This window comes from Amycolatopsis umgeniensis (assembly GCF_014205155.1).
Classification (GTDB): Bacteria; Actinomycetota; Actinomycetes; order Mycobacteriales; family Pseudonocardiaceae; genus Amycolatopsis; species Amycolatopsis umgeniensis.
The window spans coordinates 6,361,216-6,375,687 of the sequence record NZ_JACHMX010000001.1; the positions used below are offsets into that span (position 1 = coordinate 6,361,216).

Here is a 14,472-nt window from a genome sequence, read left to right on the forward strand (position 1 = left end):
AGAACGAAGGAGAAGGAAATGCGTACTTGGTTCATCACCGGTGTCAGCCGCGGGTTCGGTCGTCTCATCGCCGAGCACGCGTTGAAGGCGGGGGACAACGTCGTCGGCACGGCCCGCCGCCCCGAAGCGCTGGACGATCTGGTGGCCGTGAGCGAAGGCAGGCTCGTTGTCTTGCCCCTCGAAGTCACGGACAGAGCCGCCGTCTTCGAGGCGGTCGAAAAGGCGGCCGAGGCGTTCGGGCGGATCGACGTCGTGGTCAACAACGCGGGCTTCGGCCTCATGGGCGCGGTCGAAGAGGTCGGCGAGGAAGACGCGCGGGCCATCATGGAGACGAACTTCTTCGGCACGCTGTGGGTCACCCAGGCCGCGCTCCCCGTGCTACGGAAACAGGGGGAGGGCCGGATCCTGCAGATGTCGAGCGTGAGCGGCCTGATGGCCGTGCCGACCATGGGGCTCTACAACGCGAGCAAGTTCGCCCTCGAAGGCCTCAGCGACGCGCTCGCGCAGGAGGTCGAAGGTTTCGGTATCCACGTGACCCTGGTCGAGCCGCGGATCTACGCCACCGACTTCATGGGCGCCAGTCTCAAGATGTCACCGATGAGCCCGGCCTACGACCCGGTGCGCGCGGCGCTGATGGCGAAGTACGCCGACGGAGTCCCCGGCGACCCGGTGAAGGTCGCCGAGGCCGTCCTCGAACTGGTGGGCAGTGACGCGCCGCCCCGCCGCCTGCTGCTCGGCGACGGGGACTTCGACGTCATCGTGGAACTACACCAGGACCGCGTGGCGGAGTGGCGCTCGTGGGAGCCGGTCAGCCGGGCTGCGGGCTAGGCGTCCTTGCGAACCAACGATTTCTCGGTCAATGCTTTTTCCGACAGAGCTTTTTCCGACAGAGCGCCGAAGGCCAGGCCGAGCACGGTCCACAGCACCACCTGTGTGCCGACAGAGGCCAGCCGGAAGGTCCACAGTGTGGAACCGGGGAACTCGGCGGGGACTTCGTCGATCGACGGCAGCAGCGCCGCCGCCACCGCGATCAGCACGACGTACCCACCCGCGGCGATCAGGCCGCCACGCCAGGCGCCGAGCTTGTCGGCCAGCTTCCGGCCGAACGCCGCCGCGAGGATGCCGATCAGCAGCGAAAGCGCGACGAAGCCGAAGTACAGGGACGTCCGGCTCCCGATCGTGCCCGCCTGCCCGACGGCGGGAGGATTCGCCGGGTACTTCAAGAACGGCACCAGGAACACGACCACGAAAGCGCCACCGGCGAGAAGTGCGGCGGTCACCCGCGGGCGCAGGGTGCCGAGCCGCCCGTAGACGAAGGCGAACGCGAGCGAGAACAGCCCGCCGACAGCGACCCCGTACAGGCCGACGCCGGTCAGCAGGCCGACGGTGCTCTGCACGCCACGCGTGACGAGCTCTTCCTCCTCGGCCGGAGCGGGTTCGTGCGCGGCCGGGTCATGGGCGGCTGGGTCATGCGCGCCGGCGTCGTCGTGGGAATGAGCCGCGGTGCCTTCGAGACCGATGGCGGTCTCGACCGAGGGCTCACCGAAGAAGTACGCGAAAAGGGTCGCCAGGACACCGGCGATCAGGCCCGCGAGCATGCCGCGGACCAGCAAGGACCTCATCATGGGGCGTATGCCGCCTAGTGGCAGGGGAAGGCCAGCAGGTGCCGGCCGTCGTGGACGAACTCGTGGACGTACGAGTTCGCGAACACCGACACCGCACCCTGCTCGGCGCTGATGAAGTACAGCGTGATCAGCGAAAGGAGGATGACGAGCACCGCCCAGGGCAGGATCTCGCGGACGGGGATCCGGATCGGGACGGGTACTGCGGCTACCGCTTGGGTCATGGCGGTGGGACCTCCTCGGGCTAGCGCGGCCTCTTCAGGGGTGATACGACGGCTCCGGGTCTGGCTTCCCCGAACCGGCTGGTCCGAGGTCACAGTGGCGCGACCGCGCGGAATCTCACCGCGTTCCGGGTGCCGTCGTCTGGCCGGTCGAGAGTAGGTCGCCACGAAGCGTCCGGTCAATGTGACCGAACCCAATCGGCCCATGCTCGTTACGGCGGCTCGTCGTGGCGGCGGGGCATGTCAAAATCCAGCCATGACACCTGCGGTGGCGGCACTCGATGTCGGCGGAACGTCCATCAAGGCGGCCTTGTACGACGCCGAGCTGAAAGACCTGGCCAGCCTGCGCGAGCCGACGGCCCGTGGAGCCGACGGCGAGGCGCTCGCGGACCAGGTCGCGCGGATCGTGGAAACGCTGGGCAAGCAGGCGGGCACCGGTACGCCGGACGCCGTCGGCGTGGTCATCCCCGGCATCGTCGACGACGTCGAGCGGGTGGCCCGGTTCTCGGCCAACCTCGACTTCCGGAACGTCCCGTTCGGCGAGATGCTCGACAGCAGGCTGGGGCTGCCGTTCGCGTTCGGGCACGACGTCCGAGCGGGCGGGCTGGCCGAGTTCCGCGTCGGCGCGGGCAAGGGCTGCACCGACGCCGCCTTCATCCCGGTCGGCACCGGGATCGCGGCGGCACTCCAGCTCGACGGGAAGCTGTACGCCGCAGGTGGCCAAGGCGGGGAAATCGGGCACATCGATGTCGGTCACCGGCTGCCGTGCGGCTGCGGCGCGACAGGATGCCTCGAGGCGATCTCCTCCGCGTCGGCCATCGCCCGCCGCTACAGCGAGCACACCGGACGTCCCGCCGAAGGTGCCGAGCAGGTGGTCGACGCCGCCCGCCATGGCGACGAGGCCGCGATCTCCGTGGTCAACGACGCGCTCGAAGGGCTCGGCCACGGGATCAAGACCCTGGTCACGTTGCTCGCGCCCGAGGTCGTCGTCCTCGGCGGCGGCCTGTTCACCGCGGGCGACTACGTCCTCGAGCCGGTGCGGGCCTGGCTGGCGGCGAACCTGCAGTTCCAGCGGATGCCCGAACTGCGGATCGCGCAGCTCGGCGACGAGGCGGGCAGGCTCGGCGCGGCCCTGCTGGCGCTGGACCGGCTCAAGCCTTGACCACCCGCACGCCTTCCTCCTCGAAGGCGTGCACTCGCTCGGGATCCGCGCGGCCGTCGGTGACGAGAACGTCGACGTCGGTGGTCGCGCAGATCTTCGCGAAGGCGTGACCACCGAGTTTCTCGCTGTCGGCGAGCACGACGACCTGGCGTGCGCGGGCCGCCATCAGCCGGTTCGTGCTCGCGTCGCCTTCGTGGTGTGCCTGCGCGCCGTGCACCGGGTCGAAAGCGTCCACGCCGAGGAACACCAGATCCAATGAGATCTGGTCGAGGAACAGATGCGACAGCGGCCCGGACAGGTCGAACGACTGCTGCCGGGCGACCCCGCCGGTCACCACGATCTTGATATTGGGCCGGACGGCGAGTTCGTGGGCGATGTTGAGCGCGTTCGTCACCACGGTGAGCAGAGGCCCGCCGCTCGGCTCGCCCATGTCCGGCCGGGTGGCGAGGGCGCGGCCCACCTCGGTGCTCGCCGTGCCGCCGTTGAGGCCGACGACCATGCCCGGGTCGACCATTTTCGCCGCGGCCGCGGAAATCCGCTGCTGTTCCGGTGCGTTGCGCGCGGCCTTGTGCCGGAGCGGAAGGTCGTAGGCGACGTTGCTCGCGACGGCGCCACCGCGGGTGCGGACCACGAGATTGCGGCCCGCCAGGTGATCGAGGTCCCGGCGGATCGTCGCGGGGGAAACGCCGAGTTCGCCGGCCGAAACTTCGACGTCGACTTTTTCCCGCTCTCCCACCATGTCCAATAAAGCCGTCAGCCGTTCATGCCGGTTCATCCGAGCTCCCTCCCCGAAGCGCGACATCGCTTACCGCACCGGACAAAGTACTACGCGTCGCGATACGGGCGGAGGGAAGCGGCAGGTTTGGGAAGCCGGGGAGAAACGGCGGGGAGCGGGCGCCGGCCACCCCCAGTGTGACCGGCGCCCAACCCATGGCCGGTACGCCCAGGACCGGCCCGCTTCGTAAGTTATCGCTCTCCGCTCCGGCCTGATATCCGGTTTGCGTCCATTCCGGTGACGTTTACCGGATAACCCGCCACCCGATCACCGGAACCGGCCACGGTGCGTGAGAAAATCAGCCCTTGCCGCCCAGTCCGCGCAGGAAAGCGAGTGACGGCATGAAGAAGTAGTCACCGCCCTTCAACGCCACCGCCTGCGGGAACGGATCCGCTGTCACCGTCCGCGTACCAGCCCATTCCTTGGTGTAGACGGATTCGGGACGGGGGCCCTGGCCGATGACCGGATCGAGGCCGGGCGGCTTGAACCCGTCGGGCGGGACCGGGAACGACGGGTTGTTCGCCCAGACCGCTTGGGTGAACTCGAACTGGTTGCCCAGCACCGAATTGAACGCCATGAACAGCAGGCCGACCCCGCCGCTCGGCCGGGCGGACGGCGGCAGGTCGGCGTTCGGGTCGTCGGCCCGTTCGCCGTAGGGCACCCCCCTCCGCGCCATCAGGTGCAGGCGCTCCTGCGGGGCCGGTTCGGCGCCGCCGCTGCCGCGCGGATTCGTCTTCCGGATGTGGGCCTGGAAGGGGCATTTCGCGCCGACGGCGTCACTTGCGTAGTCGAAGTTGTTCGGTACCGGGCTTTCCACTCCGTCTTGCCGTTGCGCGGTCAGCGGTGTGCCGTCCTCGAACCGGCCGACGATCATCGCGCCCGCGCGTTCCCGGTCTTCGCCGATGAGACCCAGTTGATCGGCCAAAGCCTCCTCGGCCTGCTTGAATCGCCGCACATTCTGTTCCAATTTGCGGAAAACGAAGTAGCTGCCGAAATGTACGGTGGGATCCGGGGCCGAGTGATCCGGGACGAGCACCTGATCCAGTGGCGCGCTCGGATCCCAGGTGGTGATCCCGTCGGTTCCGGCTTTCTCCGCGCGAATGTCTTCGATCAGGAAGAGCGGCTGGCTCCGGCCGTCGACGTAGCCGAAATGTTCGATCCCCTCGCCGTGGGTGTTCACCCGGCCGAGTCCGGTTTCCTCGGCGACGACGGAAATGGTCGACGGAATCAGCGAGAGGACGTCGTTCCGGCGCGCGGTCATCGGAGCGTCGGCGGCGTCGGCGACGATGACGACGGCGTGGATCTCGTCGTGGTATCCGCTGTCGAATGTGGAGCGAGGCGGGTCGCTCAGCTTCTCGCGAGTCTCCTGCGCGCGCATACCGCGGAGGAAGGAATCATCTTGCGGCGCATCGATTTTCAGGAACCGGTAGCCCGCCGCGGTCAGCCCGGTGCCGACGTAGGGCGACCCCTTCACGCCCTCGTCCTTGAAGCGTTCGACCTCGGTCAGATGGGCTTTCGCGGACTTCATCAGCGGGACAAGTGCCGCGAGGAACGTTTTCGCGCTCGCGGCCTCCGAAAAACGCAGGAAAAGTGCGGAGAAGTGATCGCGGGCGTGCGCTTTGAGGATGTTCGGCTGTAGTTCGTCGAGCATCTTCGCGGCCTCGCCGGTCGCGGTCTTCCATTCCAAGGGCACGCTCAAGTCGATGGTCATGGTCAAGGAATCCCCTCGTCGGAAACCCGCCTGGCGGCCCCGGCAGGTCTTGCCGGTCCCCACCGCCGTGCGGTCCTTACCCCTTGATACAACCGATACCGAAATCGCGCCGTCATCACCCGCAAGTACCCTCTTTCGGCGGTTTTATCACCCGAAAGGACCAATGTGTCGACTGCGCTCCGCATTGACGCAAAAAAGCACCTGCCCGTGGTGGTTCAACGTTGAACCACCACGAGCAGGTGCTTTGGTCGCGGACGCCTCTAGGTTAGGGGCCGGTCGGTGGGAGCGATCGGAGCGGGCAGGACGTCGCGTCCGGTGAGGAACGCGTCGACACCGGCCGCGGCGGAGCGGCCTTCGGCGATCGCCCACACGATGAGCGACTGGCCGCGGCCCATGTCGCCCGCCACGAACACGTTGTCGACACTGGTCTTGAACGCCTTGTCGCGGGCGACGTTGCCGCGCTGGTCGAGCTCGACGTCGAGCGCCTCCAGGAGGCCTTCCCGCTCCGGGCCGACGAAGCCCATCGCGAGCAGCACCAGCTGCGCGGGCAGTTCCTTCTCGGTGCCTTCGACCGGGACGAACTTGCCACCCTCATTGTGTACTTGGATGAGTTTCAAGGCTCGCACCCGGCCGTCGGCGTCGGCGGCGAACTCCTGGGTGTTGACCGAGTACAGCCGCTCGCCGCCCTCTTCGTGCGCGGACGAGACGCGGTAGATCATCGGGTACGTCGGCCACGGATGCGCGTCGGCGCGCGAAAGCGGCGGCTTCGGCATGATCTCCAGCTGCGTCACCGACTTCGCGCCCTGGCGGTGCGAGGTCCCGACGCAGTCCGCGCCGGTGTCGCCACCGCCGATGACGACGACGTCGAGGCCCTCGGCGCTGATCGGCGAAACGTCCAGTTCGCCCGCCGCGACGCGGTTCGCGTGCGGCAGGAACTCCATCGCCTGGTAGATGCCCTTGTGCTCGCGGCCGTCGATCGGCAGGTCCCGCCACGCCGTCGCGCCACCGGCGAGGACCACGGCGTCATACGACGACTTCAGTTCCTCGACGGTGAGGTCGACGCCGACGTTCACCGAGGTCCGGAACTCCGTGCCCTCGGCCCGCATCTGGTCGAGGCGGCGGTCGAGGCGGTGCTTCTCCATCTTGAATTCGGGGATGCCGTAGCGCAGCAGCCCGCCGATCTTGTCGGCCCGCTCGAAGACCACGACGGTGTGGCCCGCGCGCGTGAGCTGCTGCGCCGCGGCGAGTCCCGACGGGCCGGACCCGACCACCGCCACCTTCTTGCCGGTCCTGACGACCGGCAATTCAGGCGTGACCCAGCCTTCCTCGAAGGCCCGGTCGATGATCGAGATCTCGACCCGCTTGATGGTGACGGGATCGTCGTTGATCCCGAGCACACACGCCGTCTCGCACGGCGCCGGGCAGAGGGTCCCGGTGAACTCCGGGAAATTGTTGGTCGCGTGCAGCCGCTCGGCCGCCTCGCGCCAATCGTCGCGCCAGGTCAGGGTGTTCCACTCGGGGATGAGGTTCCCGAGCGGACAGCCCTGGTGACAGAACGGGATGCCGCAGTCCATGCAGCGTCCGGCCTGCTTCTGCAGTTTCGTCGTCGCGAAGTCCTCGTACACCTCGCGCCAGTCCATCAGGCGCAGGTCGACGGGACGGCTCTTCGGCGTCTCGCGCGTGGTGGTCAGAAAGCCCTTGGGGTCAGCCATGTGCGGCCTCCATGATCGCCTCGTTCACGTCGCGCCCGTCGCGTTCGGCCTTGGCCTGCGCCGCGAGCACCCGCTTGTAGTCCTTCGGCATGACCTTGCCGAACCGGTCGACGGCGGCGTCCCAGTCGGCGAGCAGCGTACGCGCGACCGCGGATTCCGTTTCGTTGTAGTGCTTTTCGAGCGCCTCGCGCAGGAAGTCCACATCGGATGAATCCAGCGGGTCGATGTCGACCATCTCCGGGTTCGTCCGGTGCGCGGGCAGGTCCAGCACGTAGGCGATACCGCCCGACATCCCGGCCGCGAAGTTGCGGCCCACACCGCCGAGCACGACCACCCTGCCGCCGGTCATGTACTCGCAACCGTGGTCGCCGACGCCCTCGACGACGGCCAGCGCGCCTGAGTTCCGCACGCAGAACCGTTCGCCGACCTTGCCGCGGATGAAGATCTCACCGCTGGTCGCGCCGTAGCCGATCACGTTGCCCGCGATGATGTGCTCTTCGGCGTTGTATCGCGCCACCTCGGGCGGCCGCACGATGAGCCGACCACCGGAGAGGCCCTTGCCGACGTAGTCGTTGCCGTCGCCGTAGAGCCGCAGGGTGATGCCCTTCGGCACGAAGGCGCCGAACGACTGACCCGCTGTCCCGGTGAAGGTGACGTCGATCGTGTTGTCCGGCAGGCCCTCGCCGCCCCACCGCTTGGTGAGCTCGTGGCCGAGCATGGTGCCGACGGTCCGGTTCACGTTGCGCACCGGCAGTTCCAGCCGCACCTTGTCCCCGGCCGACAGCGCGCCCTCGGCCAGCTGGATCAGCGTGTTGTCGAGCGCCTTCTCCAGCCCGTGGTCTTGCATCGTCTGCTGGTGCCGCCGTCCGGCCGGAGCCATGTCGGGCACGTGGAAGATCGGCGACAGGTCCAGCCCGGCGGCCTTCCAGTGGTCGATCGCCTTGCGCTTGTCGAGCATCTCCGCGTGGCCGACGGCCTCGGCGATGGACCGGAAACCCAGCTCCGCCAGGTACTCCCGGACCTCCTGCGCGATGAACTCGAAGAAGTTCACCACGTACTCGGCCTTGCCGCTGAACTTCTCGCGCAGCTTGGGGTTCTGCGTCGCGACGCCGACAGGGCAGGTGTCGAGGTGGCACACGCGCATCATGACGCAGCCCGAGACCACCAGCGGCGCGGTCGCGAAACCGAACTCCTCGGCACCGAGCAGCGCGGCGATGACGACGTCGCGGCCGGTCTTGAGCTGGCCGTCGGTCTGCACGACGATCCGGTCGCGCAAGCGGTTGGCCAGCAACGTCTGCTGAGTCTCCGCGAGCCCGAGTTCCCACGGTCCGCCGGCGTGCTTGATGGACGACAGCGGGGAAGCGCCCGTGCCGCCGTCGTGCCCGGAGATCAGCACGACGTCCGCGTGCGCCTTGGAAACGCCCGCCGCGACCGTGCCGACGCCGACCTCGGACACGAGCTTCACGTGGATGCGCGCGGCCGGGTTGGCGTTCTTGAGGTCGTGGATCAGCTGGGCGAGATCCTCGATCGAGTAGATGTCGTGGTGCGGCGGCGGCGAGATCAGCCCGACGCCCGGCGTGGAGTGCCGCGTCTTCGCGATCCACGGGTACACCTTCGGGCCGGGCAGCTGGCCGCCCTCGCCGGGCTTCGCGCCCTGCGCCATCTTGATCTGGATGTCGTCGGCGTTGACCAGGTACTCGCTCGTGACGCCGAACCGTCCGCTCGCGACCTGCTTGACCGCGCTGCGGCGTTCGGGATCGTAGAGCCTGTCCGGATCCTCGCCGCCCTCACCGGTGTTCGACTTGCCGCCGAGGCGGTTCATCGCGATGGCCAGCGTTTCGTGCATCTCCGCCGAGATCGACCCGTAGGAGATCGCGCCGGTGGCGAACCGCTTGACGATCTCGGAGACCGGTTCGACCTCCTCGATCGGCACCGCGGGCCGCCGGCCGATCTTGAAGTCGAACAGCCCGCGCAGCGTGTACAGCTTCTGCGCCTGGTCGTCGACGGACTTCGTGTACTCCTTGAAGACCTCGTACTTCCCGGCACGGGTGGAGTGCTGCAGCTTGAACACCGTCTGCGGGTTGAACAGATGCGGTTCGCCCTCGCGGCGCCACTGGTAGTCCGCGCCGGTCTCCAGCTCGCGGTGGTTCGCGCGGAACCCGTCGAGCGGGAACGCCCGGCGGTGCCGCTGCTCGACCTCCAGCGCGAGCGTGTCGAAGCCGACCCCGCCGAGCCGGGAAGTGGTGCCGGTGAAGCAGTTCTGGACGACCTCTTCGCCGAGCCCGACGGCCTCGAAGATCTGCGCGCCGGTGTAGGAGGCCACTGTGGACACTCCCATCTTGGACATCGTCTTGCGGACGCCCTTGCCCAGCGCCTTGATCAGGTTCGTGGTGGCCTGTTTGGCGGTGGCACCGGCGATCAGGCCCTGGTCGGCCATCTCTTCGACGGTCGCCATCGCCAGGTACGGGTTCACCGCGGCGACGCCGTAGCCGATCAGCAGCGCGATGTGGTGCACCTCGCGCGCGTCGCCGGCCTCGACGATGAGGCCGACCTGCGTGCGGGTCTTCTCGCGCACCAGGTGGTGGTGCACCGCGCCGGTGAGCAGCAGCGACGGGATACCCGCGTGGTCTTCGTCGATCCCGCGGTCGGAGAGCACGATCAGCCGGGCGCCCTCGGCGATGGCCGCGGACACCTCGGCGCGGATCTCGTCGAGACGCCGCACGAGTGCCTCACCGCCGCCGTGGACGTCGTAGGTCCCCTGCACGGTGACCGACTGGAACTCCGGCAGGTCGCCGTCGTCGTTGACGTGCACCAGCTTCGCGAACTCGTCGTTGTCCAGCACCGGGAACGGCAGCACGATCCGGCGGCACGACGACGCGTCGCCGCTCAGCAGGTTCGGCTCCGCGCCCAGCTGGGTGCCCAACGAGGTGACCAGCTCCTCGCGGATCGCGTCCAGCGGCGGGTTGGTCACCTGGGCGAAGAGCTGGATGAAGTAGTCGAAGAGCAGCCGCGGGCGGCTGGACAGCGAGGCGATGGGGGAGTCGTTGCCCATCGAGCCGATCGGCTCCGCGCCGGTGCGGGCCATCGGTTCGAGCAGGACGTCGAGCTCTTCCTCGGTGTAGCCGAAAGCCTGCTGACGGCGCACGAGCGCGCCGTGCGGCGGGATCTCGCGCTCACGCTCGGGAAGCCCTTCGAGCGGCAGCAGGCCGTCCTCGACCCATTCGTCGTACGGGTGCTCGGTGGCGAGCTGGTTCTTGATCTCCTCGTCTTCGACGATCCGGCCCGCGGCCGTGTCCACGAGGAACATACGGCCCGGCTCCAACCGTCCTTTCCGGACGATGGTGGACTGCTCCAGCTCCAGCACGCCGACCTCGCTGGCGAGGACGACGAGGCCGTCTTCGGTGACCCAGTACCGCGCCGGGCGCAGGCCGTTGCGGTCGAGGACCGCGCCGATCTGGGTGCCGTCGGTGAAGGACACCAGCGCGGGGCCGTCCCACGGCTCCATCAGCGTCGAGTGGAATTCGTAGAACGCGCGGCGCGCGGGATCCATTTCCTGATGGTTCTCCCAGGCCTCCGGGATCATCATCAGCACCGCGTGCGGCAGCGACCGGCCACCGAGGTGGAGCAGCTCCAGCACCTCGTCGAAGGACGCCGAGTCGCTCGCGCCGCGCGTGATGACGGGGTAGATCCGCTTGAGGTCACCGGGGATCAGATCGGATTCGAGCAGCGCCTCACGCGCGTCCATCCAGTTCCGGTTGCCGCGCAGGGTGTTGATCTCGCCGTTGTGGGCGACGTACCGGTACGGATGCGCCAGCGGCCACGACGGGAAGGTGTTGGTGGAGAAGCGGGAGTGCACCAGGCCGATGGCGCTGGTGACGCGCTCGTCGGTGAGGTCGGCGAAGAACTTCTCGACCTGCGGCTCGGTGAGCATTCCTTTGTAGACGATCGTCCGCGAGGACAGGCTCGGGAAGTAGACGTCGTCCTCGACGAGCTCGTGCTCGGCGCGTTTGCGCACCACGAACGCGGCGCGTTCCAGGGCCAGCCCGGACAGGGCCTCTCGCCCGCCTGCCAGGAACAGCTGGCTGAAATGCGGCATGGTCTCGGCCGCGCCGGTTCCGACGTGTTCCGTGTGGACGGGAAGGTCGCGCCAGCCGAGCACGCGCAAGCCTTCTTCGGCGGCGACGCGCTCGATGGTGGTCATCGCCAGGCCACGCGGTTTTTCGTCCTGGGGCAGGAAAGCCGTCCCGACGGCGTACGCGCCGGGCTCGGGCAGCTCGAAATCGACGACGGCGCGATAGAACTCGTCGGGGACCTGGATCAGGATCCCGGCGCCGTCGCCGGTCTCCGGGTCGGCGCCGCGGGCCCCGCGATGCTCGAGGTTCCGCAGCGCGATCAGCGCTTTGGCGACGATGCCGTGATCGCGTTTACCGGAGAGGTCCGCGACGAAGGCGACACCGCAGGCGTCGTGTTCGAACTCCGGGTCGTACAGGCCTTCGGGGGCCTTGCTGCCCTTGTTGCTGGCATGGTGGGTCACGGCTGGCCGCCTCCCAAGGCGTCGGCGCGACCGGTAACACTCCGTTCGAGTGGTTCGAAAGCGAACCTGCTAACGAAGTGGTCCGGGACCGCGATGGTCAGTCGAGAGGGAACGATCCCGCCCGCGAAACGGGGGCAGGCCTCGTAGAGCCGCACTGCACTGGGCGGCCGATGCGCTTGTCTGTCTCATGTGTACTGCCGCGCGCCGGGTGCCGCCAGACCGTTGTGGTGGATGGCAGGCGGGGCGCACGTGTTACTCCCGGGTTCGCCGGTCTTATGACGATAGTGTGAAATCGCTGTTATCGACATACGTCGGTTGGTCGGGGTGGGAAATGCCACGTCGGCGTTGACTTCAAACATCATCTGCCCACTGGCTGGAACGACGTGTCCACTGAGTGGGGCATCAGCGCGCTGACCTGCGTAAACGATCGCCTTCGTCACTCGATAGTGTGACCTGGATCGCGCATTGGAGTGGGTTTCGCCGGGGTTGCGGTGACCTGGGGTGACCGTCGAATCGCCCGAACGGCAGAGTGACCCGCCCGGTTTGAGAGGCTTGGCCGATGGCGGATCGTTATCTCACCGTGGCGGGCACCGGGGTCCACGAGATCGAAATCCGGCGCTCACGCTTCCTCTGCGCGCTCGCGCCGGTCACTTCGGAAGAGGACGCCCGTGCGGTGATCGCGGCGAGGAAGAAGGCCGATCCGGCGGCCCGGCACCACTGTCACGCGTTCGTGTTGGGCGCCGACGGCCGCGCCCAACGTTCGAATGATGACGGCGAGCCCTCGGGGACGGCGGGTGTCCCGATGCTCGAGGTGCTCCGGCGCCGGGAGCTGACCGACACCGTCGCGGTCGTGACCCGGTACTTCGGCGGGGTGCTGCTCGGCGCCGGCGGCCTGATCCGCGCGTACGGCCAGGCGGTGTCCGAGGCCGTCGACGTCATCGGCGTGCGGGAGTACCGGCGGCTGCGGCTGGTGGAGGTCGTCGTCGACTACGACCGCGCCGGACGGCTGGAGAACGACATCCGCTCCTCGCCGTACCTGCTGCACGCGACACGGTTCGAGGACGTCGCGCATTTCGACGTCGGGCTCGCGCCGGATCAGGGGGACGCGTTCCACGCCTGGCTCGCCGACCTCACCGGGGGCGAGGCCCTCACCGAGGAGATCGGCGAGACCTGGCTCCCCATCGCGTGATCAGAGGCGGAACTCGCGTGATTAGAGGCGGAACTCGCGTGATTGGGCGCCGAACTCACGGGTGAGTGCGGGCTTCCCACTCCTCCAGCGTGATGGCGTACTCGACCTCGCCCTCCTCCGTCCCGGGGATCGGGTCTTCGAAGGTCTCGTGATAGGTCCGGACGTGCCGCATCCCGATCTTCTCCATCACCCGCCGGGATCCCAGGTTCACCGCCATGGTCGCCGCCCAGATCCGCCGTGCCCCGAATTCGGTGAAGCCCTTCTCCAAGAGCGCGAGCGAACCTTCGGTCGCATATCCCTTGCCCCAGGACGAGCGGTTCAGCCGGTAACCCAGTTCGGGATCGTCGGTGTGATGACCGCGCAGCGGGCGGAAATGGAACCACCCCAGGAAAGCCCCGCCTGATTTCTCGATCGCCGCCCAGAACCCGTAACCGGGGAAACGCTCGTAGTAACCGAGAAAGGCGGGAAGGTCGAGTTCTTCGATCTCCGCCCTGTCGGCGGGCTTGCCCCCATTGAGGTACCGCATGACTTCGGGGTCGTCGTAGAGCGCGAACAGGTCGTCGGCGTCGGCGCCGGTGAACTGCCGCAGCAGGAGCCGCTCCGTCTCCAGGAAGACACGCATCGGCACAGCGTGGCGCCGTGAGGATGCCGGGGCAACCTGTTTACGCGGCCACCTCGGGGCTGACGAGGCCTCCCAGCGCCACCGCTCCGGCCTCGGTGAGCAGGGCGGGGACACGTTCGCCCCACCGGCCGCCGCGGGCAGGCTCCACCAGGCCGAGATGGGCCAGGCGGTGCGCGGTGTGCTGATCACAGCAGGCGAGACCGTCGACGAACAGGTCCGGCTCGCAGCTGCAGCTGATTTCGGCGTGGCCCTCGGCCACGGCTCTCAGGGTGGCCCGCTCACGATGATTCAGCTCTGTCCGAACGTCCATGGCGCGCCTCCTTTCTGTTCCACTCCGACCATTCAAACCCATACCCCCGACAGTTTCCGTCTCCTCCGATGCGAAGTCTCGGATTTCGGGCGGACTTAGGGGTGGCGTGTCGCGTATTCAAGGGTGACCACCTAGGGGTTGTCTCCTGGTATTCGGCGCGGAAGCGGTTCCAGCTCGGTCTTGCGCAGATGCCGGAAAATGATCGAACTCCGGAAGCCGACGATCTCTTTGCGCTTCGACAAGCGATCCACCAGAAAGGAGTGGAGCTGATCGACGTCCTGCGCGGCGACGTGGATCAGGAAATCGTCACTGCCCGCGGTGACGAAGACCGAAAGGACCTCCGGCAATTCCGCCACCGACCGCTGGAAGGAATCGATCACCTCCCGGCTCAGCGGCCGCACCTGCGCCGACACCATCGCCTGCACGCCGCGATTGAGGCTCCGCAGGTCGATGTCCGCGTGATAGCCGCGGATGACGCCGCGTTCCCGCAGCAGCCGCGTGCGTTCGAGGCAGGTCGACGGCGCGACGCCGACCTTGCGGGCGATGTCGCGGTTCGACTGCCGCGCATCCGCTTGGAGTTCCCGGATGATCGCCGAATCAAGTTCGTCCACGTT

At 68.0% G+C, this 14,472-nt stretch carries 12 protein-coding genes; 3 read left to right on the forward strand and 9 right to left on the reverse strand.

Going from position 1 to position 14,472, the window contains the following annotated elements:
• Window positions 1–18 precede the first annotated feature (18 nt).
• Window positions 19–828, forward strand: a complete 810-nt coding sequence (locus HDA45_RS29760) for an SDR family NAD(P)-dependent oxidoreductase (RefSeq protein ID WP_184900856.1) — start codon at window positions 19–21, stop codon at window positions 826–828.
• Here HDA45_RS29760 and HDA45_RS29765 read toward each other — a convergent pair.
• Window positions 825–1,625 (reverse strand): CbtA family protein, encoded by an 801-nt coding sequence (locus tag HDA45_RS29765; protein ID WP_184900859.1) that lies wholly within the window; start codon window positions 1,623–1,625, stop codon window positions 825–827. The genes HDA45_RS29760 and HDA45_RS29765 overlap by 4 nt on opposite strands.
• A gap of 14 nt (window positions 1,626–1,639) precedes the next feature.
• The gene (locus tag HDA45_RS29770) at window positions 1,640–1,846 is read right to left on the reverse strand and encodes a CbtB domain-containing protein (protein WP_184900861.1); all 207 of its coding nucleotides are present in this window, start codon (window positions 1,844–1,846) and stop codon (window positions 1,640–1,642) included.
• 265 nt (window positions 1,847–2,111) lie between these two features.
• Here HDA45_RS29770 and HDA45_RS29775 point away from each other — a divergent pair, with 265 nt between their 5' ends.
• Window positions 2,112–3,005, forward strand: coding sequence for an ROK family protein (locus tag HDA45_RS29775; RefSeq protein ID WP_184906185.1), 894 nt, complete (start codon window positions 2,112–2,114; stop codon window positions 3,003–3,005).
• Here HDA45_RS29775 and HDA45_RS29780 read toward each other — a convergent pair.
• From HDA45_RS29780 to gltB, 4 genes are all read right to left on the reverse strand, one after another.
• Window positions 2,995–3,780 carry a DeoR/GlpR family DNA-binding transcription regulator gene (locus HDA45_RS29780; RefSeq protein WP_184900863.1) on the reverse strand — a complete coding sequence of 262 codons (786 nt, stop codon included), beginning with the start codon at window positions 3,778–3,780 and terminating at the stop codon, window positions 2,995–2,997. The two genes, HDA45_RS29775 and HDA45_RS29780, sit on opposite strands and share 11 nt — an antisense overlap.
• 298 nt (window positions 3,781–4,078) lie before the next feature.
• On the reverse strand, window positions 4,079–5,491 hold the full coding sequence (locus tag HDA45_RS29785) for a Dyp-type peroxidase (protein WP_184900865.1): 1,413 nt from the start codon (window positions 5,489–5,491) through the stop codon (window positions 4,079–4,081).
• Between the two features lie 260 nt (window positions 5,492–5,751).
• Window positions 5,752–7,203 carry a glutamate synthase subunit beta gene (locus HDA45_RS29790; protein ID WP_184900867.1) on the reverse strand — a complete coding sequence of 484 codons (1,452 nt, stop codon included), beginning with the start codon at window positions 7,201–7,203 and terminating at the stop codon, window positions 5,752–5,754.
• Window positions 7,196–11,737: a glutamate synthase large subunit gene (gene gltB, locus HDA45_RS29795; RefSeq protein ID WP_184900869.1), complete on the reverse strand. Its 4,542-nt coding sequence runs from the start codon at window positions 11,735–11,737 to the stop codon at window positions 7,196–7,198. The genes HDA45_RS29790 and gltB overlap by 8 nt, the downstream gene beginning before the upstream one ends.
• Window positions 11,738–12,296: 559 nt before the next feature.
• Here gltB and HDA45_RS29800 point away from each other — a divergent pair.
• Window positions 12,297–12,926 (forward strand): YigZ family protein, encoded by a 630-nt coding sequence (locus HDA45_RS29800; protein ID WP_184900871.1) that lies wholly within the window; start codon window positions 12,297–12,299, stop codon window positions 12,924–12,926.
• A gap of 55 nt (window positions 12,927–12,981) precedes the next feature.
• Here HDA45_RS29800 and HDA45_RS29805 read toward each other — a convergent pair whose 3' ends face one another.
• The 3 genes from HDA45_RS29805 to HDA45_RS29815 form a co-directional block, all read right to left on the reverse strand.
• On the reverse strand, window positions 12,982–13,548 hold the full coding sequence (locus HDA45_RS29805) for a GNAT family N-acetyltransferase (RefSeq protein WP_184900873.1): 567 nt from the start codon (window positions 13,546–13,548) through the stop codon (window positions 12,982–12,984).
• 40 nt (window positions 13,549–13,588) lie between these two features.
• Window positions 13,589–13,858 (reverse strand): hypothetical protein, encoded by a 270-nt coding sequence (locus HDA45_RS29810; protein ID WP_184900875.1) that lies wholly within the window; start codon window positions 13,856–13,858, stop codon window positions 13,589–13,591.
• A gap of 131 nt (window positions 13,859–13,989) precedes the next feature.
• On the reverse strand, window positions 13,990–14,469 hold the full coding sequence (locus HDA45_RS29815; protein WP_184900877.1) for an AsnC family transcriptional regulator: 480 nt from the start codon (window positions 14,467–14,469) through the stop codon (window positions 13,990–13,992).
• Window positions 14,470–14,472 lie beyond the last annotated feature (3 nt).